The 26,133-nt window shown below is 42.3% G+C and carries 15 protein-coding genes and 1 riboswitch; of the genes, 7 read left to right on the top strand and 8 right to left on the bottom strand.

The genetic code is table 11. The features are described 5' to 3' along the window. Positions 1-155 precede the first annotated feature (155 nt). From DXD68_RS18580 to DXD68_RS18570, 3 genes are read left to right on the top strand one after another with little or no spacing between them, the layout of a single operon-like run. The gene (locus tag DXD68_RS18580; RefSeq protein WP_199715757.1) at positions 156-3,608 is read left to right on the top strand and encodes a TonB-dependent receptor; all 3,453 of its coding nucleotides are present in this window, start codon (positions 156-158) and stop codon (positions 3,606-3,608) included. A gap of 13 nt (positions 3,609-3,621) precedes the next feature. After that, a complete protein-coding gene (locus DXD68_RS18575) occupies positions 3,622-5,637 on the top strand; it encodes a RagB/SusD family nutrient uptake outer membrane protein (RefSeq protein ID WP_122362996.1) in 2,016 nt (671 codons plus the stop codon). 26 nt (positions 5,638-5,663) lie between these two features. Then, positions 5,664-8,111, top strand: coding sequence for a hypothetical protein (locus tag DXD68_RS18570; RefSeq protein WP_122362995.1), 2,448 nt, complete (start codon positions 5,664-5,666; stop codon positions 8,109-8,111). Between the two features lie 154 nt (positions 8,112-8,265). On the opposite strand, the gene DXD68_RS18565 is transcribed toward DXD68_RS18570, so the two are convergent. Beyond that, positions 8,266-9,120, bottom strand: coding sequence for a histidinol-phosphatase (locus DXD68_RS18565; RefSeq protein ID WP_122362994.1), 855 nt, complete (start codon positions 9,118-9,120; stop codon positions 8,266-8,268). A 125-nt stretch (positions 9,121-9,245) separates the two neighbouring features. Between DXD68_RS18565 and DXD68_RS24340 the strand changes: the two genes are divergently transcribed. Beyond that, entirely contained in the window at positions 9,246-9,416 is a 171-nt protein-coding gene (locus tag DXD68_RS24340; protein WP_199715755.1) for a hypothetical protein, read from the top strand. 84 nt (positions 9,417-9,500) lie between these two features. On the opposite strand, the gene kbl is transcribed toward DXD68_RS24340, so the two are convergent. Continuing rightward, the gene (gene kbl / locus DXD68_RS18560; protein WP_122362993.1) at positions 9,501-10,691 is read right to left on the bottom strand and encodes a glycine C-acetyltransferase; all 1,191 of its coding nucleotides are present in this window, start codon (positions 10,689-10,691) and stop codon (positions 9,501-9,503) included. A gap of 251 nt (positions 10,692-10,942) precedes the next feature. Between kbl and DXD68_RS18555 the strand changes: the two genes are divergently transcribed. Further along, entirely contained in the window at positions 10,943-11,896 is a 954-nt protein-coding gene (locus DXD68_RS18555; protein ID WP_122352562.1) for an NAD-dependent epimerase/dehydratase family protein, read from the top strand. A gap of 915 nt (positions 11,897-12,811) precedes the next feature. Here DXD68_RS18555 and DXD68_RS18550 read toward each other — a convergent pair. The 4 genes from DXD68_RS18550 to DXD68_RS18535 all read right to left on the bottom strand — a co-directional run bounded on the left by DXD68_RS18550 (position 12,812) and on the right by DXD68_RS18535 (position 20,674). Next, a complete protein-coding gene (locus DXD68_RS18550; protein WP_122362992.1) occupies positions 12,812-14,107 on the bottom strand; it encodes a PepSY domain-containing protein in 1,296 nt (431 codons plus the stop codon). Positions 14,108-14,115: 8 nt separating this feature from the next. After that, positions 14,116-16,431 carry a TonB-dependent receptor gene (locus tag DXD68_RS18545; RefSeq protein ID WP_122362991.1) on the bottom strand — a complete coding sequence of 772 codons (2,316 nt, stop codon included), beginning with the start codon at positions 16,429-16,431 and terminating at the stop codon, positions 14,116-14,118. Positions 16,432-16,503: 72 nt separating this feature from the next. Beyond that, a riboswitch (cobalamin riboswitch) is annotated at positions 16,504-16,695 on the bottom strand. 87 nt (positions 16,696-16,782) lie between these two features. Further along, the gene (locus DXD68_RS18540) at positions 16,783-18,105 is read right to left on the bottom strand and encodes a Na+/H+ antiporter NhaC family protein (RefSeq protein WP_122362990.1); all 1,323 of its coding nucleotides are present in this window, start codon (positions 18,103-18,105) and stop codon (positions 16,783-16,785) included. After that, positions 18,083-20,674, bottom strand: a complete 2,592-nt coding sequence (locus DXD68_RS18535) for a DUF5686 and carboxypeptidase-like regulatory domain-containing protein (RefSeq protein ID WP_122362989.1) — start codon at positions 20,672-20,674, stop codon at positions 18,083-18,085. The genes DXD68_RS18540 and DXD68_RS18535 overlap by 23 nt, the downstream gene beginning before the upstream one ends. Positions 20,675-20,853: 179 nt before the next feature. On the opposite strand from DXD68_RS18535, the gene DXD68_RS18530 reads away from it, so the two are divergent. Both DXD68_RS18530 and DXD68_RS18525 read left to right on the top strand, forming a co-directional pair. Beyond that, the gene (locus DXD68_RS18530; protein WP_122362988.1) at positions 20,854-21,201 is read left to right on the top strand and encodes a type II toxin-antitoxin system RelE/ParE family toxin; all 348 of its coding nucleotides are present in this window, start codon (positions 20,854-20,856) and stop codon (positions 21,199-21,201) included. Between the two features lie 3 nt (positions 21,202-21,204). Beyond that, on the top strand, positions 21,205-21,531 hold the full coding sequence (locus DXD68_RS18525; protein WP_122362987.1) for a helix-turn-helix domain-containing protein: 327 nt from the start codon (positions 21,205-21,207) through the stop codon (positions 21,529-21,531). 48 nt (positions 21,532-21,579) lie between these two features. On the opposite strand, the gene DXD68_RS18520 is transcribed toward DXD68_RS18525, so the two are convergent. Next, the gene (locus tag DXD68_RS18520; RefSeq protein ID WP_122363099.1) at positions 21,580-24,183 is read right to left on the bottom strand and encodes a beta-mannosidase; all 2,604 of its coding nucleotides are present in this window, start codon (positions 24,181-24,183) and stop codon (positions 21,580-21,582) included. 42 nt (positions 24,184-24,225) lie between these two features. Next, the gene (locus tag DXD68_RS18515) at positions 24,226-26,127 is read right to left on the bottom strand and encodes an AMP-dependent synthetase/ligase (RefSeq protein WP_122362986.1); all 1,902 of its coding nucleotides are present in this window, start codon (positions 26,125-26,127) and stop codon (positions 24,226-24,228) included. Positions 26,128-26,133: the final 6 nt, after the last annotated feature.

Genomic DNA, 26,133 nt, shown 5'->3' with positions numbered 1-26,133 from the left:
GAAAAAAAGTGGGCATGAAAGGTTGGCAGACCTTTCACACCCAAAATTTAATTTATGAATCTGACTTCCGGAGTACTAGTCATAAGCCGGTAAGTCAAACTTAAAACTATTACAAATATATGAAAAGCATTGAACAAAAAAAACAATTGCGCATAATGAAGTTATTTCTAGTGTTCAATTTGATATTTATTATGGGTGTTTCGGCTTCTGTATATTCGCAGAATACGAAATTTACTGTGAACTATGTGGATATCACAGTGAAGGAAATGTTTGATAAGTTAGAGAGTCAGAGTGAATTCCGTTTTTTTTATAATGATCAGTTTCTTGATTTAGAAAGAAAGGTCTCTCTCAATGTGAAAGACAAGAAGATGGAAGATATTCTTAATTTTTTGTTTTCAAGTTCCCCGGTAACTTATAAGATTCTGGATAATAACAGGATTGTTATTATGCCCAAGGCATCTCCTGTCGTACATCAGCAGGATTCGGAAATCTCAGGTACGGTAACTGACAGTAAAGGAGAACCTCTGATTGGAGTAAGTATTGTCATTCAAGGATCGAACAGCGGAACTGTAACCGATATGGATGGGCATTTTAATTTAAAGGTGCCTGGTCAAGATGCCGTATTAATTGTTTCTTATATCGGTTACTCCAAGCAGCAAGTTCCAGTTGGTTCACGACGCACTTTTTCAATAATGCTGGAAGAAGATACACAAAAGCTGGATGAAGTGGTAGTTATCGGGTTTGGTACTCAGAAAAAAGTGAACTTGACAGGTGCTGTTGGTACGGTAAATGCAGAAGCTTTGGAAGCACGGCCTGTAATGACTGCCGCCCAGGCATTGCAAGGAATGGTTCCCGGTTTACAGATCGTACAGAATAATGGAGGATTGGAGAACAGGGCCAGTATAAATATTCGTGGAACGGCTACTATTGGAGATGGTTCAACGGGAGGACCTCTTATCCTTATCGATGGGATGGAAGGGGATATTAATGCTATCAATCCTCAGGATATAGAGAATATATCCGTCTTGAAGGATGCTGCTGCTTCTTCGGTTTATGGTTCGCGTGCCCCGTTCGGTGTTATTTTGGTAACGACAAAAACGGGTAAAACCGGTAAACCTGTAATTAACTATAACAATAGTTTCCGTTGGAATCAACCGACAATGCTTCCAGAGATGATGGATTCGTATACATTTGCTCTTTATTTTAATGATGCATGTACTAATAATGGGCAACAACCGCAATTCTCTCCGGATCACCTTCAGCGTATTCTTGATTATCAGCAGGGTAAAATAACCAATTCTACTATTCCCCGTCCTACCAATCCTCAGTATTGGGCTGATGGATATTCTGATGGTAATGATAATGTGGATTGGTATAAAGCTTTATATAGAGACTGGACTTTTTCACAGGAACATAATTTTAGCGTAAATGGCGGTAGTGAACGTATTAATTATTATGCTTCGCTTAACTATCTGGATCAAAATGGTCTGATGGTATTTAATCAGGACACCTATGATCGGTATTCTGCAACTGCTAAAATGAATATTAAGTTAAATGACTGGGTTACCCTGAATTATAGTAATCGTTTTATACGTGAGGATTTCGGACGTCCTTCTGCTTTGACCGAGACCTTCTTTTCGGATGTAGCCCGGCAGGGATGGCCTACCCTGGTTTTATATGACCCTAACGGATATCTTTATTCTACTCCTTCACCGGCTTTAGGATTGCGTGATGGCGGACGGGATCGGACTCAGACCGATTATCTTTACCAACAGGGACAATTGACAATTGAACCGATAAAGAACTGGAAAACGTATGTTGATTTTAATTACCGAATTAAATCAGCTAATCGTCATTGGGATAGTCAGCAATTGTTTAATCATGATGTGAACGGTGAACCTTATTTGTATCAGACAGCATCGAATGTGCATGAGGATCAACTGAAAGAAAACTACATGAATATAAATGCCTATACAGAGTATAGCCATTCCCTTGCATCGGGACATAATTTTAAAGGAATGTTCGGTTTTCAGTCTGAAATGATGAGGAAATCGGCTTTCGGATTACAACGGGACGGCATCATTATCCCATCTTTACCGTCAGTAGACCTGACAACAGGAACTGATAGTAACGGAGGTATGGTGACACCTGCTGTGAATGGTGAATATCAACGTTGGACAACTGCAGGTTTCTTTGGTCGTATCAATTATGATTTTAATGGAAAATATCTGGCAGAAGTAAATTTAAGGTATGATGGAACTTCCCGTTACCGACAGGAACAGCGTTGGAATTTATTCCCTTCATTCTCGTTGGGATGGAATATCGCTCGTGAGCAGTTCTGGGAAACTTTGGCTGACTATGTGGGGACATTGAAGCTGAGAGGCTCTTATGGCGAATTGGGAAATCAAAATACGAGTTCGTGGTATCCTACTTATCAGATTATGGATGTAAAGGCAAATAATGGCAGTTGGCTGATTAACGGTGCTAAGCCTAATACTGCATTGGCTCCGGGACTTATCAGTTCTTTATTAACCTGGGAAAGAGTGAAGTCGTGGAATATAGGTTTGGATATCGGTGCATTCAACAACCGCCTGACATCTTCTTTTGATTATTACACTAGAAATACTTTGGATATGGTTGGTCCGGCTCCTGAGCTACCGGTCAGTTTAGGTACGGCTGTCCCGAAAGCGAATAATACAGACTTAAGAACCTATGGTTTTGATTTTGAAATCGCATGGACAGACCGTTTAAAAAATGGACTCGGATATGGACTGAAGTTCATATTATCTGATTCTCAGACAAAGATTACCCGTTATCCGAATACAACCGGAAGATTGGATACGTATCGTACCGGACAAATGATGGGAGAGATATGGGGATATACAACTCTCGGTATCGCAAAATCGCAGGAAGAAATGGACACTTACCTGGCTTCACTTCCAAACGGAGGACAAGATGCATTGGGTAATAAATGGGAGGCTGGCGATATAATGTTTGCCGATATTAATGGAGACGGCAAAATAGATAACGGAGCAAATACCCTGAATAGTCATGGTGATTTGAAAAAGATAGGAAACTCGACCCCTCGTTATCAATTTGGTATCGATCTGAATGCTGACTGGAAAGGTTTTGACTTCAGAGCATTTTTCCAGGGAATAATGAAACGTGATTATTTCCAGGGTAGTTATTTCTTCTGGGGGGCTACTGGTAATCAGTGGGCATCTACAGGGTTTGTTCAGCATGAAGATTATTTTCGTTTGAGCGCAGATCATCCATTAGGTCAAAATTTGGATTCGTATTATCCCAGACCTAATTTTGGTAATGGGAAGAATCTGCAAACTCAAACTCGCTATTTGCAACATGCCTCTTATATTCGTTTAAAGAATCTACAAATTGGCTATACATTGCCTAACTCGTTAACAGAGAGGATTCATATAAGTAAACTACGTTTTTATATATCGGGAGAGAATCTTTGGACCGGAACCCGGATGAGTAAAATATTTGACCCTGAAACAATTGATGGAGGTTGGAAGAATGGAGATAGTTACAGTGGTAGTGTGTATCCGTTATCTAAAACCATCTCTTTGGGTCTGAGTGTTAATTTGTAATTTGTAGAAAACCATGAAACAAATAAATAATATAATAAGGTCTGTCTTCTCTATTGTATTGACAACCACTCTAGCGTCTTGTAATGATTATCTGGATCAGTCTCCTTTATCTTTGGTGACGCCAGAAAAGTATCTGACGGAAGAATCCCAGTTAGCAGCTTATGCCAATGGCTTGTATCCGACGGTTCTTCCTTCTCATAGTGGAGGATATGGCTCTTTCGGGGAAGATAGGAATACTGATAATATGGCAAGTAAGACATACGATAACAAGTATGTTCCGGGACAATGGAAGGTAGAGCAGAATGATGCCAATAACTGGAACTTCAGTGTGATATATAGCTGTAACTATTTTCTGGGAAATGTATTACCTAAATGGAAATCCGGAGAAATAACAGGGAATAAAGAGTATATCAACCATTATATTGGTGAAATTTATTTCCTGCGGGCTCACGAATATTTTAAAAGAATGCAATTGTTTGGTGATTATCCGATTATCCGGGATGTGCTTCCTGATCAGATGGAGCCTTTGGTAGAGGCCAGTAAACGTGCTCCTCATACGGAAGTTGCCCGTTTTATTATTTCAGACCTGGATTCTGCCATTGTATTAATGGCTAATAATCTGGATAAAAATAAAAACAGGATATCTAAAGAAGTCGCATTGCTTTTTAAATCAAGAGTTGCCCTTTATGAAGGTACTTGGTTGAAGTATTTTAAAAATACGGCGTTTGTTCCTAATGGACCGGGATGGCCGGGAAAAGAGAAAGAGTATAATGCGTCTTATACTTTTCAGTCGGGCGATATCGATGCGGAGATAGATTATTTTTTGAGTATTGCAATGGAATCGGCAAAACTTGTGGCTGACAATGTTCAACTGGTTTCTAATAATGGAATTTTGCAACAAAGCGTTACCGACCCGATAAACCCTTACGTAGAGATGTTTAGCGATGTAGACATGTCAGGTTACAGCGAGGTGCTCCTCTGGCGGCAATATAATAAAGGGCTGGGAGTCACACATAATGTTCCGGTAGATGCACAACATGGAAACTATGGCATTGGATTGACACGTGGAATGGTTGATGGCTTTTTGATGAATAACGGATTACCTGTATATGTTTCCGGTTCGGGATATGCGGGAGATGAAACAATATTCGATGTACGTAAGGATAGAGACGACCGGTTGACATTATTCTTAAAAGAACCGGGTCAGAAAAATATCCTTTATGAATCCAGTGAAGGCGATTTCGCCATACCTATTGAACCTTATCCTGAAATATTGAAACCATCGGCTGAAGGAACTTATTCTACAGGCTATAGTTTGAGAAAAGGGGGTAGTTTCGATCAGGCTCAATGTGTAAACGGAGGTGGTTTTACCGGTTCTATTACTTTTAGGGGAGTAGAAGCTTATTTGAATTATATTGAAGCTTGTTATGAAAAGACCGGATCGATCGATAATACGGCATCGGCCTATTGGAAGGCAATCCGTCGCCGGGCAAATGTAAACGAAGATTATAATTTGACAATTGCGGCAACTAATATGGCGGAAGAAGCTAAAAACGACTGGGGAGCTTATTCCGCCGGATCTCTGATCGATGCTACATTATATAATATCCGCCGTGAACGTCGGTGTGAGTTAATGGCTGAAGCTTTACGCTTTATGGATTTGAAAAGATGGAGAGCAATGGATCAGATGATGACCACTCCTTACCATATAGAGGGTTTTAAATTATGGGGCACCATGCAAGACTGGTATAAAGACAAGAATGGTACTAGTCAATTGATCTATGGACGCGATTTGGCCAATGCGAATGTGTCTTCTCCTGAGTTAAGCAAATATCTGAGACCTTATGAGATAAATTCGAAGTCGTTGGCAATTGACGGGTATAAATGGACGATGGCTCATTATTTATATCCGATTGCAATGCAGCATTTTATGATTTCTGCCGGAGGAGGTGATGTTTCTAACTCGCCTATTTATCAAAATCCGGGTTGGCCTATGGTTGCCAACCAAGGGGCAACGGATATAAAATAGTAATTCATATTTTAATTTGTATTTACATGAAACATGTTTTGATTGTATTATCAGTGTTGTCCTGCGCATTTTGTGCGCAGGCTACTCTGAAAAGCGATATATCCGACAACAAGCGGGATACCCTAGGTATTAAGTACGTAGATATAGTACACTGTACTCATACAGATTATGGGTATACAGATCATCCTGTAATAGCGGTGGATTTACATAAAAGATATCTCGATGTAGCATTGGATTTGGCTTTGGAAAGTCAGCATAATAAACCCGGAGAACGTTTTACGTGGACAGCCGAAGCGCTGGATCCTTTCTATTTATGGTGGAAAGAGGCTTCCGCCTCACGCAGAAAGGATATGCTGAAAATGATAAAGAACGGACAGATAGCAGTGAATAACATGCCTTTCCATATTGCTCCGTTTATCAATAGTAATTTGTGGGATGAGATGTTTGACTGGATCCCGAAGGAACTGGATAGCGCCATAACTCCACAGATAGGTATGCAACATGATGTAAACGGTTTTCCGCGTGCGGCAGCAAAACGGTTGCTGGATAAAGGTATCCGGTACATTTGGACCGGTATCAATCCACATTGGGGAGGATCGCCGTTTAAATTGCCTACAGCCTTTTGGTGGAAAATGCCGGATAACCGGAAATTATTGGTGTGGGCCGGATATCCTTATTGGGAAGGATATGTGTTTTTTGCAGATAAGGAGTGGCGTATGGGACAACACCAGGCTAATGAAACCCAGTTTTCATGGCCTCGTCAGGGAGATATGCTGAATGCCGATGAGACCTCTGTGAGAAAAGCGAATAAAAGGTGCATTGAGCGTATTGAGGAATTAAGGAAAAAAGGATATTCCTATGATTTTATAACGATTTCTTTCACGAACCAGTGGAGGATGGATAATGACGGGCCTACAGCTGAATTGCTTCCTTTCGTGAAAAAATGGAATGAACTGGGACTGAAGCCATATCTGAATCTGACAACAGCAGCAAATGCAATGGAGAGGATTGAGAAAGAAGCCGGCAATCAGATAGAAACGTTGTCCGGTGAATGGCAGGACTGGTGGTCCTTTGGCCTGGCGGCATCTCCCAGGGAGCTTCAAGCGGCTCGACAAGCAAAACTTTTTGTTAAAGCAGCCGAATCACCTGTATGGGGAAATAGTAAAGATGGAGTAAACCAGGAAGTTAAAGAGATCAATCGTATGTTATGCCGTTATTACGAACATACATTTGCCTCCAATGAGACATCTAGTAATCCATACAGCTTATTTAATATGGGACAGTTAAACGAAAAGGGAACATTTGCATATCATCCTTTGGAGAGAGCCAAGTGGCTTCTTGCCCGCCAGTTAAGAACTGCTTATTCTCTGAAGGATGGAGGTTTATATGTTGCTAATACTGGCAAAACACCCTATACTGGTTGGGTTGTTCTTGAAGAATATGGCTTCAGAGGGATAGATTATAAATCAGTGAAAGAAGTGGAGACGGGACAGATTATTCCTTTGCATAATGAAAAGGGTACACGTTTCTGGATAGAAAATTTTCAGCCGGAAAGTTATAAATATTTTCATTTACAGAAGGAAGAGTCTATTGTAGAAAAAACGGTATCAGATCTGCCGGTACTAACATTCGATGCAAACAACTGGATCACTTCTGCTATTTGGAAAGGAATGAATCAACCATTATTCACAGAAGGTCTGGCTGATTTTATGACATTGGATATCAAAGATTCAAACCGCTGGTCGTTAGGTGAGTACATACATTTGGATGATAGTGCCAGAAGTACGAAGGTAAAGGACATAACAAGTGAGCTTTGGGCTTCGGCTGCGGGAAAAGCAACTATAACTGAAACACCTCATAGTTGGTTAATTTCTCAACCGCTCAATCACCCCAGGGTAAAAGGTATGGTACGTACGGCTGAGATATTTAAAGAAATTCCGCGTATACACATTAATTTTGTATTTGACAGAATTTCTTCAGAAGATCCGGAAATCTTTTATCTTAGATTTCCTTTTCCCAAAGAAGCCGATCAATTGTTAGCGACAAATGGGGGAGTACCTTTTGTCCCTTATGAAGACCATTTGCCTAATTCCTGTAAAGACTTTTTCGTTACAGACAACTGGGTTAAATATGGGGCAAAGGATGGAAGTCGAATTTGGTCTTCTGTTTCAACTCCTTTAATAAATTTCGGAGGACATCATTTTTGTTCGCGAATTAAAACAGCTCCGGAAAATAAGGATCTTTATGCTATGCTATATAATAATGTATGGGTAGTTAATTTTTTAGTCGATTGTCCGGGTAAAATGGTATTTGATTTTGATATCATGTTTGACCGGAATGCCGTGAAAGTAGAACAAATAGACCGATTGGTTGAAACTTATCAGTTGCCAATCCCTGTTATGCTTAATCCGTCTACAAAGGAAAATCAACATATTTATAAAAGAATGAATGACTTGAATCCGTTGTCTGATTGAGCTAATTCTGCCCGATAAAATAAAATCCTCTAATAAGTTTATTGGAATAAATTTCAGCAAACTTGTTAGAGGATTTTACTTTGTCTATTCTGTACAAATAGTCAATATCGGTGTCGTATATAGTCGGGAACTTTCAGTTATAATTATTGAACCATTAGTCAGAAATAACAGGTATATCTTCCCATTTCCCTTTCACCAGTTCGCGGGTAGCTTTGAAACCGAGTTCTTTTAGTATATTAAATGCTTCTTCCCGTCCGTCATTCACCAGATCGGGATAATGGCAATCAGAATTGACCATTACCGGGATATTCATCTCTTTCAGTAATCCGAGGTATTCTTTCCGGGGGAATATCTGCTGTTTCTTAACCAGGTTCTTGGTGTTTACTTCTACCATCAATCCTTTTTCAGCGATCAGATCGAGAGTAGCCCTGAACGGTTTCTGATACCAGTCCGCATCAAAAGAGAAGCTTTCGCATTTGTGTCCGTTCATATAGATTTTATCCATATGCCCAACAATATCGATTCCTCCTGCCTGGATCATCTTTAGGGTAGAATCGAAATAGCGGGTCACCAACTTACGGATATCACCATCGAAATATCGATCGAGGGCTGCTTTATAATCCGTAAAAGAGCCGTCGATGCAGACCATATTCTCTTCACTCAAATGTTCCGAAACAGGAAGAAAATGAATGGAGCCGATGCGGTAATCCAACGGTAACTCCTGGAAATAGGCGATGGAAGGATTATAAGTTTCATCCAGATAGTCGATCTCCAGAGCTGTATATATTTCCAGCCGGTCACTATATTTAGCTTTCAGCCGGTTTATTTCTGCCAGATATTCGGGCATATCATCTTTCGACATATTCCAGAATGTTTCGAAGGGCAGGGGGGAATGCGATGAAAATCCATACGCCCGGAATCCATGGGATATAGCGAACTTGACAAAGTCTTCAGGCGTACTACGCCCGTCACAGAATGTACAATGACTGTGATAGTTACTAAGCTGCATAAATTATTGTCGATTATTTTGGATCACAAAGATAGGAAATCTTTCCGGGTTATCATAAACATATTGCTCCGCACCGTTGTTTAATAATTGAGAGATTGTTAAACAGGCGATAAATAATAAGAGATATGAACAGACGAGAAAGGCTGGAGTTGGAAGTTTCCAATATTCAGGCAAAGATAGATAAAGCTTCGAAGGATACTCCTTCCCATATTTTGAGTTCGTGGAAGAAAGACCTGGTAAGTCTGGAGTTTGAACTGAACAACCTCGTGGATGGCGAGGAAGATAATAATTATTGAAAACGCGTATATTTATAGGTTAATAGATTGTTTTAGAAAGAAAAGAAGCGGTAACATCTGATGTCCCGCTTCTTTTTTTATTTATTATTTGATAACGTTCAACTCTTTACCAACTTTGATAAATGCAGCGATCGCCTTGTCCAGATGTTCTTTTTCATGTCCGGCAGACAACTGAACGCGGATACGTGCCTGATCTTTCGGAACTACCGGATAATAGAATCCTGTTACATAGATTCCTTCTTCCTGCATCTTGGCAGCAAAATCCTGAGATAATTTAGCATCGTACAACATAACTGCGCAGATAGCAGACTGAGTCGGTTTGATATCGAAGCCGGCAGCCAGCATCTTATCGCGGAAATAAGATACGTTACCCATCAACTTGGTATGCAGTGCATCGCTTTCTTTCAGCATCTTGAACATTTCCAGACTAGCTCCGACAATAGCAGGTGCTACCGAGTTAGAGAACAGATAAGGACGTGAACGCTGGCGAAGCATGTCGATAATTTCTTTTTTACCTGTAGTGAAACCACCCATTGCACCACCGAATGCTTTTCCTAATGTACCTGTAAAGATGTCTACTTTTCCATATACATTATATTGTTCTGCCACACCGTGGCCAGTCGGACCGACAACACCGGCAGAGTGAGATTCGTCAACCATTACCAGTGCATCATATTTTTCTGCCAGTTCGCAGATCTTATCCATCGGAGCAACATTGCCGTCCATAGAGAACACGCCGTCTGTTGCAATGATGCGGTGACGCTGAGCCTGAGCTTCCTGCAGACAACGTTCCAGATCTGCCATATCGGCGTTTGCATAACGATAACGTTTTGCTTTACACAAACGTACACCGTCGATGATAGAAGCGTGGTTCAGTGAGTCGGAGATGATAGCATCTTCTTCGCCGAACAACGGTTCGAACAAACCTCCGTTTGCATCGAAACAAGCAGCATACAGAATAGTATCTTCCGTTTTGAAATAATCGGAAATAGCAGCTTCCAGTTGTTTGTGCAAATCCTGTGTTCCGCAGATGAAACGAACGGACGACATTCCGTATCCGTGAGTATCCATAGCATCTTTTGCAGCTTTGATCAGACGTTGGTTGTCTGACAGACCAAGGTAATTGTTGGCACAGAAGTTTAAAACATCACTTCCGGCATTTACTTTAATGTCGGCTCTTTGAGGCGTAGTAATAATACGCTCGTTTTTGTACAATCCGGCTGCTTTGATGTTAGCCAGTTCCTGTGTAAGGAAATCTTTCAGTTTACCGTACATAACTTTGTTTTTTGTTAGTATTTTTGAATCAAGTAGACAATTTCGTTAACAGTTGAAAGTGGAAAGTGACAGTTAGTTCGTTTTTGTTACAAAGAACTGTCAACTGTTAATAGTCAACTGTCAACTGATGAAGCAAAGGTCATATTTTTTTTTGAATATTAGCATGAAAAAACACAAGAAAATCGTGCAAGAACAATTTTATTCTCTATACCTTTGTCGCAGAAAAAACTTAAAAGAACAATAGAAACGCAATGAAAAATGTATTAATTATCGGTTCTACCGGTCAGATCGGCTCAGAGTTAACCATGGAGTTGAGAAAACGTTACAATGGTGACATTGTAGCAGGTTATATTTCCGGTGCGGAACCCAAAGGTGAACTATTGGAATCAGGACCTTCTGCACTTGTTGATATAACAAATGAACAGCAGATCGCTGAAACAGTGTCCAAATATAAAATCGACACGATCTATAACCTGGCAGCATTACTGTCTGCCGTAGCTGAAGCAAAGCCTCAGTTGGCATGGAAGATCGGTATGGGTGGTTTGTTTAACGTTTTGGAAGTGGCTCGCGAAATGCATTGTGCCGTATTTACTCCGAGTTCTATCGGTGTATTCGGTAACAACACTCCGAAAGACAAAACTCCGCAGGATACGATCCGTAACCCGCGTACGATGTACGGTGTTACTAAAGTTTCCGGTGAGTTGTTGAGCGACTATTATAACATCCGTTTCGGTGTCGATACCCGTTCGGTTCGTTTCCCGGGATTGATTTCTTATGTAACTCCTCCGGGTGGTGGTACGACTGACTATGCCGTGGATATTTATTATTCAGCTGTAAAGGGTGAAAAGTTCGAATGTCCGATTGCTGCCGGTACATTTATGGATATGATGTACATGCCGGACGCTTTGCATGCTGCTATCCAGATCATGGAGGCTGACCCGACTCGTTTGGTACATCGTAACTCATTCAACATTGCTTCTATGAGCTTCGATCCGGAAATTATCGCAAACAACATCAAGAAATATATTCCTGAATTGCAGATGGAGTACAAGGTCGATCCGTTGCGTCAGGCAATCGCTGAATCATGGCCTAATTCACTGGACGATACTTGTGCACGTGAAGAATGGGATTGGAAACCTACTTACGATCTGGATACAATGACTCGTGACATGATCGCTAAACTGAAAGAACGTTTCGGTAAATAATATTATAAGAGGTATGGTGATGAGAGGGGATGTCCGGTTTCGGATGTCCCTTTCTTTTTTTATGTTGTAGAGCATGTTTTAGCTAAACAATGTTAAGATAAAGCATTTTTCTCGCGGAAATTATGCTGAATAACATAAAACCTCTATATTTGCACTGTGTTTTTCATGGTATTAGATTTAAGGTTAACAATGAAGATTGGCTGTCTGTGAAGATGGCCTTTTTTGCGTTTATATCAGGCTTCACCATTATAGGACTTCACCATAACAGGTTCATTTGTCGTCAGTTTTAACTGACGGTTTACAAGATGTTTCTCTTTTTCGGCTTTAGCCACATTTTTAGGATAAATGCGGGCGTGCAGTGATTTCTTGTCTCTTTTCCTTTAGGTGAAGGTGTTTCATACAGGTCATACTGTGCGCTCATAGATTATATGGTGTTATTTTAAAGTAACAAATTCTTTTCTCACTAAAAACTAATCGTTCGATAGCTGTTCTCTACTTGTTCAACGGCTGTCATCCATTCGTTCGATAACTGTCGAATGAATAGAGGACGGCTATCGAACGATTGGTTTTTAGAAAACAAATATATAAATAATAAGAAAAGGACGGATATTTGTTGTAAATGAAAAAAGAGCGAATACCTGATAGAAGATATTATCAGATATGAGTCAATCAGATCGTCAGCTCTGTCCTGGCGGCCTTGACCCGGGACCTCATACTATATGAAGGACAAACATGCTGCAAAAACAATGTTTTGCAGCATGTTTTTGTTAAACTATATTAATCAAATGAGAAAAACAAGCCAAATGTTATGCTGCATAACATAAAACCTCTATATTTGCACTGTGTTTTTCATGGTATTAGATTTAAGGTTAACAATGAAGATTGGCTGTCCGTGATGGATGGCCTTTTTTGCGTTTATTTCCTGACAATCCGGTAGGATAAAATAGTTCCTGATATGACAATCACTAATCCGGATAATAATAGTATCCACATCGCTGTCAGTCGCAGTGGCTCTTTTGTATTTAAGAAAGGTATTTTGAATGTATGCAGTACCTGATAACAAATATATCTGGCTTTTGAATTCCTATCCATTACTTTAAAATAACCTTTCTCGTTCCAGTAAACGGAATGGTGAGTAGTTTCTGTTTTGAATCCTTTTTCTCCATTCTGATAATAAAACCAGTCATTAACCACTGTTTCAGTCGATAAGACGTCCTCTTGTAATCTGCTATTAATTATTTCTTCCACTTCATTGGAGGTGATGGATACCCCGTTGGTTAGTGTAGCCGGAGATATTTCCATTTTTTCTGTGATATAACTTCGAAATATCGGTTTTATGTCGTCTGCCAAATCACATCTTTTGAAATGAGACGGCAAAGCCTGTATGTCATAATGGCTTTTTTCAAGAAGAGGTGCTTTATAAGGATGTCTCTCGATCAATATTTCCGGAACTTTGGCTAGCGACATCATTCCGCTGAAAATAAAAGCGAACATGAAAATACCGGATATAAGCCCGAACAGGTAATGGGTTTGCCAGGTTGCTTTTCGAAAAAGTTTCAATCTTTTTCTTTTGATCAGGAAGCGGATGGATATAATAAGTCCCAGGATGACCGAGATGGTCGCTATACCTGACAGCAGGATTACTACATCTTTCCATAACTCGGAATCCCTTCTTAACGGTTTGTAATAGACATAGTGGGGAATTGCTCCGACATATGCCCACAACCGTGCTTTTTTAGTATTATACTGGAGTATTTCGCCCGTTTGTGAGGAAATATACAGATAATCTTCTTCGTTACTGACCAGTCGGTAAATAGGGAGGTGGCTCATTAATCGATTGAATGGAATCCATCTGTCGATATCTGCGAGTGTATCGATATGATGAATTATGATGTTGTAATCATCGGCTATCGAGAGGATATCATCTTTGGTCGGGTGATAGGCTCCTAGAACTTCCCCGTCCACTTTTATTAATTGATGATTCCCTGAAAAAATGAACTGGCAACTCCTGAATGTCGCGGGTACTTGCTGCCACAGAGAATCAGTTACGGCATAGTCGACTTCTTTGACGGGGCGTATCGTATCATTCAGCCGCGGAAAAGGATGATACAACATGACCAGTCCGGACACATACCATAATATGAATAAGATACTGAGTATTCCACTCAGTATCTTATGCAATTTATAAATGATTGAATATACTTTTTTCATTCTGTAGTTTAGAAAGAATAAGTTAATGAAAGTCGGTAATTACGTTCTGCACCAGGCATGAACTGAGTTCCCAAAGCTGATGCTGTGTAATGTGCATCAAATAGATTATTGATGGTACCCAGTATGGTGATGTTATTGAGCAGTTTGTAATGCAGAGATAAATCTGTCATCCAATAACTGTCGAAAGTCAGGTTGTCCGTGATATTTGCATAGACTTTATCCTGATAGTTCAGAGAGAAAGAGCCTCCCAGTCCTTTGAGAAATCCTTTTATGAATGTATAGTCGGCTGTGAAGAAGAATTGGTTTTTAGGGACGTATGTATATTGATTTCCTCTGTCGCTGTTCGTTTCCAGATAGTCGTTGGATGCAATTTTTCCTATATGAGCATCTGTATAGGAATAGCCGGCTTTCAGAAGCAATGACCGGAACGTGTAAGACAGGTCGACTTCGAAACCCTGGGAACTCATCTTTCCGACCTGACCTTTTACTGTTTTGGTTGCATTATCCTCTTCTATGGTTCCCAGGCTGGTTACGATATTGTTTTTCCGGATATAAAAATAGGAAGCGTTGGCAGCAAAACCTTTGAAGTCGTATTTGAAGCCGGCTTCTACCTGATATCCGTCTTCCGGAACGAATACTTCACCACCGTCTTTAGGATTATACCGATCTCCGTTTTTATTTAGATAGACCGTGTTGTCGGTATAAATCGTATTGTTCGGTTTAAAGAACGAGCCGACAGATGCATAAAGGGACAAATCCGGTATAGGAAGATAAACGGCACCTACACGATAGGAAAATGCATTGTTGCGAATGGATGAGTATTTATCATCCGGGACAGATTCCCAATCCATTGTTCCTTCAATAAGCGGAATAGAGGAGACCGAACGATACCGATAAATATCATAGCGGCCTGATAACATAACCTTGAAGTTGTCAAGTATGTCGGCGATATCGGATAGATAAATACCGTGGCTTTTTCTGTCTGAGATTGACACTTTAGACAGGTTGGCTCCGATAAAACCTCCGGAATAGGGATTGTGGACAGGGATTAGGGATTTGTATCCGGGACCATAAATATCCTTGTCTCTGGTCCAACCGTAAGAAGGGCGATGCAGGTAATTATAAGAATAGCCTATATTATAATTGTTTTTTATCGAACCGATTTCGAATTTGCCCAGCAGATCCAATTGATTGGAATAACCGTAGGTCACATGATTGAAACGCAATGGTCCTGAGTTGGTGACGGTATCTAAATTAATGTAGACCTTTTTATCGTTTTTCATGTAATAATGATTATAGATAGGATCGTTACTTTCCAGATAAGAAAGACCTTCCGTGCAGAAATAGTCGATATTGTCATATCGGAAAGAGGCCACATCACGTAGTTTTATGTTGTCATTAAATATGTGTTCGTATCGTAAAGTGATATCCTGCGACCTGTTTTTCAGAAAGTCGGATTCGTTATTATAGCGGGCAGACCTGTCCAGTCCCGGCAGGCTTTCAAATTTATTCAGGTACAATTTACCGGACAGGTCGTATATGTCATTTGCCATGAGTTTGGGCAGTCCTGCATCGGTGTCATATTTATCTTTCGAGAAATTGTAGGTCAATTGAAGATTATCTTTTTCTGTCAGTTGTGCTTCGGTTGTAAAATAGGCGGAGAAGCGTTCGACCCCGTTGTCACGCCATCCGTCCGAGTTGGAGTAGTTCACTGATGCATAGTAGGTGAGCGGTCCAACCAGCTTGCCGGACATGCCAAAGTAAGCATTTTTCTCGTTGAATGACCCTACGCCGACTTTTGCTTTGACATGCGTATCTCTTGTCGGTTGTTTGCGTGTGACATTCAGAACCCCGCCTACAACAGACTGACCGAATAAAACAGAAGCCGGACCTCTCAGTAACTCCATACTTTCGATATTCGATAAGTCATGTATCGGCATGGAGGTGATGAATGAACGTTGGTCGGGGACACCGTCTATGGTCATCAACTGGTGAGAGAAACCACGGATATGAACGACCTGGAAACCTCCGTATAACGTTTGTGTCTTTACAGAAGGCATGAAGCGCGTAGCATTGACAATATCGGTGATTTCTCGTGCTTCCAGAAAGTCGGCATTGACTTTTAAAGTGTTTAAAGGAACAAATTTGACAGGAACAGGAATAGGGAGGATGGAACTTTTATTGATTTTTTTGGAAATGATGTGTACATCACTAAGTACAAAAGTAGTATCCTCTTCCGCTATTTTCTTCTGGGCTGCAAGTTCATTCGTGCCCGACAAAATAATCCCGCACACAGTGAGCAGGAACAATAAAGATTGTTTCATGAATAATTAATGAATTAAGTGTATTGAATATAAAATATTCTTTTTCAATAACTTCTCCAAACCCCGGGAGAAATTGGTTATCACTAATTTGGCAGGTTTCCTGACTAACTCAGAAAGCAACCTTCCCATCTTGAAAAGACAGTGGTATGAGGAACTTTCCTTTTTATGAGTTTCACAGTAGCGGGTACTGTTCCGGATTTTAACCGGATTCCCTTTTATAGAATCGTTGAAAACGATTCTATCACCAAAACGATTGCAAATATATGAAAATGGTTTAAATAACTCTAAGATTTTAGCATTTTATACTCAAAAATAAAATGAGATATCCCAGTGTGATAGTTCTAGCTAGGTTTATTTTTTCAGGTTACTGTATTTTCTTGGATATCCTAAGAGTATCGCCAATAGTGCTCCGAATCCTAATAAGTACGGATAATACAAGTATTGCATAACCTCGATGGGGGAGACGTTGCCCAGTCCGGAAGCCATCAGTAATTGTGCTCCGTAGGGGATAATTCCCTGTATGAAGCAAGAGAAGATATCCAGGATACTTGCGCTACGACGCGGATCGACTTTGAAACGGTCTGCTATGTCTTTAGCTATCGGTCCGGCCATGATCAGGGCGATCGTATTGTTTGCCGTACACAGATTGGCAAAGCTGACCAATGCGGCAATGCTTAATTCTGCACCTTTCGAAGAGCGGATATGTGAAGTCAGTTTGAGGATGATCCAGTCGATCCCGCCATTGTAACGTATCATTTCCAGCATGCCACCAGCCAATAGGGTCACAATGATCAGTTCTCCCATATTGGTTATACCGAGACCCATCGATGCCGTCCAGCCCCATATATCGAAGCCGCCGGTCAGCAGTCCGACAACACCCGATAGCAGTATACCGATGAATAATACCAGCATAACATTTACTCCACAAATGGCTGCAACTAGAACGACCAGATAAGGGACCACTTTTACCCATTCGATTGTTCCTGCAGTATAACTACTGTCTATGCCGCTTCCTACTATTACATATATAATACCTGTCAGGATCGCGATGGGGAGGGCGATACGGATATTCACTTTGAATTTATCGTTCATGTTGCATCCCTGTGTACGGGTAGCCACAATAGTCGTGTCGGAGATGAAAGACAAATTGTCGCCGAACATGGCACCGCTCACGACAACTCCCAACATCAAAGCATCAGGCATCCCTGTCTTTGCGGCAATCCCGACAGCTACCGGTGCCAGGGCTACGATTGTTCCCACAGAGGTTCCGACAGAGATGGATATAAAACAAGCGGCCAGGAAGATACCGGCAGCCAGCAGGTTTCCGGGCAGTATGGACATTGCCAGGTTCACTGTTGCATCTACGGCTCCCATAGCTTTGGCTGTCTGGGCAAAGGCTCCGGCCAATATGAAGATAAGGACCATGAGCATAATGTTGCTGTTGGCCGCTCCGCGACAGAATTGTTCGATGCGATTGGATAGTTTTCCCCCTTTGGACATGGCAATCGCCACTACCGAAGAGATGACGAAGGCAACTGTAATCGGCATTTTGTAGAAATCTCCTGCCAGTATGGAAACAACCAGATAAGTGAACAGGAATACCAGCAAGGGTATCAAAGCCCATGCATTCGGTGCATGATTCAAAGGGGAGTTAGAAGGAGAATCGTAACGCAATACGCACCCCTCCTTTCTTAATATTAGGTTCGTCCAGGTAAGTTAACCGGCGATAATAGTCTATACGAAGAATCTTGAAAATATTTTCCAGACCGACACTGGCTTCCATATATGGAGTTTTGCCTAAAGGACGTGTGCCGTCAGGCAGGACAAACAATCCGGGAGTCATTGTCGGGTTATTCTTGTCTGTCAGTCCGCCATAAATACCGTTGAAAGAGATTACTTCACGCAGACGTAGCCATTTGACACCCGGGATACGGTTCAGTATCCAGCCTTTCATATAATAGGTTGCATTGAATGATACATACTGGTCGGTCACGAACTCCAGTGCGTTCATCATGTGGAATGCTTCCGGCTGGATCGTGATAGACTGGTTCGTATTTGGCAGTATCAGTAACGGGAAAGGAACTTTGTTCCATACTTTTCCAGCTTTCAACTGTGTATCGATGTGACCGAATGAGGATAACCAGATACGCTTTTCGGCACTAATCTCCGTATGATTATAGTTATATTCTCCTCCCAAAACGCCTTTAATACCCAACTGGTGCGACAGTTTAAAGATGGGGGCGTCTTTCGACAGGTTGAATACCGATTCTTTTCCCGAACGTCCGTCATAGGAACGTTCACCCGGGGCAAAGCGGAATTGTGTACCGATTTCAGACGTGGTGATGTCTTTTTTGTGGATCAATGTGCCGTCTGCTTCCTGCTGGATATATTTAAGTGTTCCGGCTGCCTGGTTGTTCTGGTTGTACACCCATGATCTCCAGGTGAGGCCATTCAGCCATTCCTTTTCGTATTGGAGCATGGATTTGCGGATGTACTGCATTTTTGTCACAGGTTCACCGACTTTCCAGGCAACGAAGATATTATCCTTACTGGTGAATAGGAAATCCTGTCCGGGAGTATATACGTCATATTCCTGGATGAAAGAGAGGTTGTTGACCGGACTTTCTCCTTCATGGTAGAGTTTCTTGTTAAAACTGTGGGTCAGCTTTACGTTATATTTTAATTTACGGTCGTTCGTCCCATAAGCAAGATAGCCGCTGGCAAACCAGTAAGGGCTCAGATTTGCCGTTGTCATACCGCCGACACGCAGGCGGACACCTTCCAGACTGTTACCGCTGATGGTGGTATTCATCGGACCGAAGTCGAATTTGGTTGATTTCTTGTCTCCGGCTGTCGGGATATAACCGGATATAAGGATTTCCGCTGTTTTGATGATTACATTGAATGCCGGAACTTTCCGGAGTTGTGCCAACAGATCGTCCAGGGCATTTTCTTTTTCTTTCAGCGGTACATGGCGGTTATTGATCCAGAATGTATCTGTTTGTTCGATCGCTATAGGTAATGTATGAAGCGAGCCTAACAGATTAAAAACCGAATCAGCCTTTGCTTGTTCTATATTGAAATTGTATTTATCGTAATTGCGGAGCTGGTGCGCATAGAGTTGCTGTGCTCCTTTTACCAGGTAGAAGTTGACATAGGTGTTCTCATTCTTTACTACCCAGGTGCTGTCCGGCATCCGTTCGAATTCCTGTTCGATACGGAGTTTGTCGACCCAGTTGAGGTTGATATTGACCGGCGTGTTAAGCAGAAATTTCTTCAGTGCATAATTGCCGTCCAATGTTATGTATAATCTTCCGGTGAAACCATAACTTTGGCTGTTGACCGGAACGAAAGCCAGATCGACGCATCGATCGCCTCCGATATCCAGCGTATCCATAATGTAGTATTTGTAATAGCTGGTAGCAAGGGTAGAGGATAACGGGCTGACAAAACGGTTTAGCAGGATATTGATATTATTATCGAAAATATTGATTCCTTGAAATATCTCTTCCAGGTTGGAAGTGATGCCGCCGCCATCGTCTAATGTCTGGTCGACACCCTGCATGCGTTTACCTTTGACAATCGTTTTTTCGGTCTTCGGCTGTTTCCGGTAATACCTGTCTGCAATTGTTTCACGAACGGAAAGGGTTAGGATAGGCTTGCCGTTAAATTCAGACGTATCCAAATAGTTCTTGATGAATTTGAATTTCTTCATGAACTTGTTTTTCTCAAAGTTCGGGTTGAAATCGTCCAGAGAGAGGGATAGCTTTTCGTAAACTTCCGTTTGGTATTCGTCTTTCGACTCGATACGGTTATCGTTCTTATGTTCGATTACTTTCTTGATCAGTTCGACTGCCGGATTGTCTTTACGGGTGTATTTTTCTTTTTTGGGTTTTACTACGACTTCGGATATTTCAAATGCGGTGGGACGGAGAGCAATCATCAGACCGTCGTTCTTCTGTCCTGTTTTGAGATCTAATGTTTTTGTATCGTATCCCAATGATGCAATAGCTAACTTGTTGTATCCTTTGTCGTTCTGTAAAGTGAAAGCTCCGTTGTCATCGGTCATTGCACCTATGGTGGAACCCTCGAAATAGACGGAAACAAACCCCAGAGGTTCTCCGGTGATTGAATCCTTTACAATACCGGAGGCAGAGGTGATGCTCTGTGCACATAAAATGGAAATACCGGTCACTGTTTGTAACAGAACCAACAGTAATATTAATCGAATTCTTTTTACCATGAAACTAACGTTATTCCTTCTCGGATAATGCAGTTGGCAAAGGTAGTATTTTTCCCGGTAGGAGCGGTGTAAGCCTTATTAATAATATTTAATCAAGGAGGGTGATAATGATAGGCAAATTTGTTGACAAAGTTGATTAATTAGTTAACTTTGCAACTAGTATTAATAATATCTTAGCTATGAAAAAGAGACGAGAGATTCTTTTGTATAGGCATTATTTCAACGAGTTTTATAATGCGTTATCAGTAGATGTGGAGAAAAAAGTCGATTATGTGATGAAAGTAATTTTGACTGAGGATATGATTCCTGCAAAATACTTTAAGCATATAGTAGAAGTGAAAGGTCTATATGAAATTCGTATAGAAAGTGAAAGTAATATTTATCGGATTTTCTGTTGCCTAGATGAGGGGCAGGTTGTGGTGTTGTTTAATGGTTTTCAGAAGAAAACTCAGAAAATACCGCATCGACAAATAAAGAAAGCCCAGAAAATTATGAATGAGTATTTTAAGGAGAAGAAAGGAAAATAAGTTATGAAAGAAGAATATTTGAGCAAAGAGAAACAGCAACAAATAATGCAGTGTGATACTTTTGATGAATTATTGAACGTAAAATACGGTCCTGTCGGTACTCCCGAGCGTGATCAGTTTGAGGAAGAATCCGACGCTTTTATTTTGGCCGAACGTCTGAAAGAAGAACGCTTGAAAGCAGGTCTTACCCAACAGCAACTGGCAGAGAGGATCGGAACGAAGAAAAGTTATATCTCACGGATTGAAAATGGGAAATGTGATGTGCGGTTACCGACATTATACAAAATATTCCGAGGTTTGGGAAAGCGTGTTAGTGTAACTATTCTTTAAATTAAAAAAGGAAGGGCCCTAGTCAGATGATCAGGACCCTTCTTTGTTTTAATTATAAGCATCTACTATACTTTGGCTCTTCAACTGTTTATCGAATGAAGCTTTATCCAGTTTGGTTGTGACGTGGATTGTTACCGGTTCATTAGGTAATAAGTCGAAATAGTTGTCAGAGAAGAAATTGTCGATACCGTCTATACTCAGGAATACGGCACGGGCAAAAACGTCACTTTGAACTGTTACGTCGAAACCGTCGGCGGCAGGAACGGAAGTCATCTGTATATCCGCTTTCGGGAAGTCGATGTCTTTGTAGCGGGTAAAGAAGTAATTGTTGGAAATCACCTCGCTTTCTTTGCCATTTTCGATGAAGCGAGCATTAACCACAACCTCATTCAGGTTCTTACCAGCCAGCAAACTTTCCACCGGAGCAGAGAATTGAATCTTGCTCGTATTGGCAGGCAATGTGACATTGCTGTTCTTTGAAAATAAAACAGTGCCCTTCAGGTCCATAACGCGTATATCCAATTTCCCTTTCACGGCTTTCAAACGGTCGGATATAACCCATACATTCAATGTCCCATCTTCTGCTATCGGTGAAACGAGAATGTCGCGGAAGGCTTTCTTCGTAAAATAATGCTGTGCTTTCCAACGTCCGTAATAATCACGGCTCGACCAGGAAGCGACGGGCCAGCAGTCGTTATGCTGCCAGAACAGAGAACCCATATTATAAGGCATCATGCGACGGTGAGCTTCCATGGCTGTTTTCATGGCATCTCCCTGGAGCAGGATACTCATATAAAGCGTGCTGGGGAAGTCTTTCGGTTTACAATACTCTTCCAAAGTGATATTTTCGATACGTGAGTTCGCTATCTGTCCGCCACGCTGGTGCGCCATCATGACATCTGAATAAATATCATGATCACGTTCTTCCGGAGCATATTTCAGTACGGATTGATATTCCGGGAAGGACTGGAAGCCATATTCAGAGAAGAAACGGGCTTTCACCTTGTTGAAGTGGGCAACAGAATCGATACCTTGCCATACACCCCAGTAATGAGCGTCACCGTTCGGGTTCCAGTTTGGTTTGCCACTTTCGCATTTAGCATCCGGATCACCTCCGTAGGGAGAGGACGGCCAATAGAAAATAGTTGGGTCATATTCTTTTACGACATCTGCCAGAATACCGTTGAATAACTTTTTGGTATCGTTACGCAACTGCTCCGTTACGCCATATTGATCGAACTTTTTCATCCAACCCCAGTTGAACCAGGCTGTGTGGATTTCGTTGTTTCCGCACCAGATAGCCAGACTTGGATGGTTGCGCAGGCGGATCACGTTATCGATCGCTTCCTGGCGGATATTCTCTTCCAGCTCCGGTGTCAGCGGATAAACGCTGCAGGCAAACATGAAATCCTGCCAAACCAGAATACCGTGCCTGTCGCAAAGATCGTAGAAGAGGTCTTCTTCATAGATACCGCCTCCCCATACACGGAGCATGTTCATATTGGCATTGACCGCATCCATGACAGTCGTTTTATACTGTTCGGCAGTAACACGCGGCAGGAAGTTATCCTGCGGGATATAGTTGGCACCTTTCATGAATACCGGCACACCATTCAGTTCGAAGTAAAACGTATGACCGTCTTTGTCCGGCTTATTGATGACGCGGATACTGCGGATACCGATGTTCGTTGTGTGGCTGTCGGCAATCTTGTCGTCCATGCTGATCGTGGCGGTGAACGGATACAAATGCGCTTCACCCAGACCGTTCGACCACCAGAGTTTCGGATTGTTGACGGTCAGCTCCGTCTCGATCACGTTGGTACCTTTTTTCACCTGTGCCTTTTTCGTCCAGTTGTTTTTGATACCGTCTGCTTTGATGTTAAGCGTTACTTCTCCGTCTTTGTCCGCAATGACCTGTACGCGGGTTTTAATATCGGCACGTTTGGCGGTTACGTTGGTCTGGTCATAGAAGATATTGTCGATGCGCGCATCGTTCCATCCGACCAGATAAACAGGGCGCCAGATACCGCTGGTGACGATACGTGGACCCCAGTCCCAACCATAATGATAACCGGCTTTCCGGGCAAAGATACTTACCTTTTTGTCGAAGATACCCCCGTTCTCCGATTGGTCGTTGCCTGCTTCGACGGGGAACTTTAAGGCTTCGAACTTAGGCAGGTCTACTTTGATGGGCGAATGGAAATAGACACGAAGTTCGTTATCATCCTTTTTCAGCAGATTCTTTACGTTTACCGTCCATTCGCGGAACATATTGTCGGCTTTGAGAATACACGAGTCGTTCAGGTAGACATCGGCATACGTGTCCAGACCTTTGAAATCCAGCTCGATGTTGTCCTTATTGAAGATATCCGGGGATACATTCAATGTTGTTTTGTATTCCCAGTCTTCTTTATCTATCCATTGGATGTTCCGTTCGTTCAAACGAAAAAACGGATCTTCAATGATCTTGTTATCCATCAGGTCGGTTTGAACGACGCCCGGAACGGTTGCCGGATACCAGTTATTACCGCGGACCTGCTTAAAGGTCCAGCCTTTATCGATGTTTTGTTTAGCGACACCATCTGCCAGGACCGGAGTGGTCGTAGCCAAAGCGGCAAGGGCGACAGCGGATAATACAGTTTTGTAACGCATAATCATTGTGTTTAGTGAACTATTTGGATTTAGCAATATTATTTATAATGACTTCAGGTTTTCTGCATTTACCGGATTCTTACCTTCCGAGGTGTACAGATGGTCAATGCGGGAGGCATACGCCTTTTCGACTTTCCCGCGGACGATTTTCATCGTGCTGTTCACCATGCCGTTCTGTTCGGTGAACGGTTCGGGCAGGACGGCAAATGTCGTAGGCAGCCAGCGGTCGGGGAACATAGATGCCAGGTCGCCGCCTTTTCGGAACCGGTCGATCTGTTTCCGGATGATGCGGATCGCTTCTTCTTTTCCTTTCTCCGTATGGAGGTCGAGTTGCTGGTGTGCCAGATGTCTTTTCAGATGGTCTTTGTTCGGAACAAGGAGTGCTACCGTATAAGGATTCTGATTGTTGTAAAGCAGGAGTTGGTCGATGCAGGATGAGTGCTCGACCAAAGCCTCTTCGATACCTTCCGGACTGTATTTCTCTCCGTCGCTGCCGATCAGCAAACTTTTGAAACGCCCCAATACATATAATAAACCATCTTTTCCCATATAGCCCATATCCCCGGTATAGAGCCAGCCCTCTTTAATCGTCTCAGCGGTAGACGCCGGATTCTTCCAGTAACCCGCCATCACATTTTCACCCCGGATCACGATCTCGCCCTTTTCGCCCGCAGGAAGTTCTTTCCCGTTCGAATCGCATATCTTCAGATCTAAAGGCTGAACTAATACACCGCTACTGCCGAACCGGTGATGACGCGGACCGTTGGTCGAGATAACCGGAGTCGCTTCGCTCAATCCGTATCCCTGATACATCGGCAGTCCGATAGCATAGTAGAATTTCTGTAGGTCTTTGTCCAGCAGGGCACCGCCGCCGATAAAGAACTTCAGTTCGCCACCGAAGTTCTCGCGAACCTTGGAGAAGATGAGGCTGTCGAACAGGCTGACTATCGGTTTCAGTAAAAACCGCCAGCCGCGTCCTTTGTCATCGCCTCCGTCACCGTTATAGGTATAGGCTACGTCCAGTCCCATATGGAACAGACGATTAACCAGGTTACCCTGGGCCCGGATACCTTGTTCGATGTTTTTCTTGAAGTTCTTGGCTAGAGCCGGAACACTCAATATCAAGTACGGCTTGAACTCTTTGATATTTACAGGGATATTCTTCAATGTCTCCATACCTGTCTTTCCGACTTGTACGGTAGCGACCGAAGCCCCCTTATACATAAATATATAGAACCCTACCACATGCGCGAAGCAATGATCGAGTGGCAGGATAACCAACGTGCGCCAGGTATCGTCGATGTCCACACAGGTTAGCGACTGCTCCACATTCGCCGTGTAATTGCGATGGGTGAGGATGACCCCTTTCGGATCGGCAGTCGTTCCCGAAGTATAGGTGATCGTGGCATAGTCGTCGTTGGTCAGCGATTGACCGATAGCCAGGAACTCGTCCAACGGATGCGTATCGAGGTACTCTTTTCCCATCCTGATCACTTTAGACAGGGAGATTTCTTTTTCCTGATAGGCTGTTTGTTCGTCGAAGATGATGATTTGCTGAAGCAACGGCAGCCGGTCGACGATGGAGCGTATCTTCTTCAGTTGGTTGCCGGAAACCATGATATATTTCACATCGGCATGCGTCAGACGAAACAGCAGGTCGCCCGCCTCTTCCAGTTTGATGGAAAGAGGAACATTGGTCGCTCCGGCATAGAACATAGCCAGTTCACCGATGATCCAGGCATTGCGGCCTTCGCTGAGCAAAGCCATGTTATCGCCTTTCTTTACCCCGAGGGCAACCAGTCCGGCTCCCAGCGTGTACACCTGTTCCTTAACCTGCGTGTAGGTGGTAGGCACGAATTTGTCTGTTGTCTTTTCCCATAAGAACGGGTTGTCGGGATATAATTTCACCGAGTTCTCAAAAAGGTCTACCAATGTTCTTCTCATGACATC

This window comes from Parabacteroides sp. TM07-1AC, from assembly GCF_003480915.1.
In the GTDB taxonomy this organism is placed as follows: domain Bacteria; phylum Bacteroidota; class Bacteroidia; order Bacteroidales; family Tannerellaceae; genus Parabacteroides; species Parabacteroides chongii.
Note: the sequence above shows the minus strand (reverse complement) of the source record. Positions and strands in the feature narration are given on the sequence as shown.

Coding starts and splice junctions, on each gene's coding strand:
- DXD68_RS18525 (WP_122362987.1), top strand. CDS start 21,205: ATGAAAGAAGAATATTTGAGCAAAGAGAAACAGCAACAAATAATGCAG.
- DXD68_RS18570 (WP_122362995.1), top strand. CDS start 5,664: ATGAAACATGTTTTGATTGTATTATCAGTGTTGTCCTGCGCATTTTGT.
- DXD68_RS18550 (WP_122362992.1), bottom strand. CDS start 14,107: ATGAAAAAAGTATATTCAATCATTTATAAATTGCATAAGATACTGAGT.
- DXD68_RS18530 (WP_122362988.1), top strand. CDS start 20,854: ATGAAAAAGAGACGAGAGATTCTTTTGTATAGGCATTATTTCAACGAG.
- DXD68_RS18580 (WP_199715757.1), top strand. CDS start 156: ATGAAGTTATTTCTAGTGTTCAATTTGATATTTATTATGGGTGTTTCG.
- kbl (WP_122362993.1), bottom strand. CDS start 10,691: ATGTACGGTAAACTGAAAGATTTCCTTACACAGGAACTGGCTAACATC.
- DXD68_RS18565 (WP_122362994.1), bottom strand. CDS start 9,120: ATGCAGCTTAGTAACTATCACAGTCATTGTACATTCTGTGACGGGCGT.
- DXD68_RS18535 (WP_122362989.1), bottom strand. CDS start 20,674: ATGGTAAAAAGAATTCGATTAATATTACTGTTGGTTCTGTTACAAACA.
- DXD68_RS18555 (WP_122352562.1), top strand. CDS start 10,943: ATGAAAAATGTATTAATTATCGGTTCTACCGGTCAGATCGGCTCAGAG.
- DXD68_RS18520 (WP_122363099.1), bottom strand. CDS start 24,183: ATGCGTTACAAAACTGTATTATCCGCTGTCGCCCTTGCCGCTTTGGCT.
- DXD68_RS18515 (WP_122362986.1), bottom strand. CDS start 26,127: ATGAGAAGAACATTGGTAGACCTTTTTGAGAACTCGGTGAAATTATAT.
- DXD68_RS18545 (WP_122362991.1), bottom strand. CDS start 16,431: ATGAAACAATCTTTATTGTTCCTGCTCACTGTGTGCGGGATTATTTTG.
- DXD68_RS24340 (WP_199715755.1), top strand. CDS start 9,246: ATGAACAGACGAGAAAGGCTGGAGTTGGAAGTTTCCAATATTCAGGCA.
- DXD68_RS18575 (WP_122362996.1), top strand. CDS start 3,622: ATGAAACAAATAAATAATATAATAAGGTCTGTCTTCTCTATTGTATTG.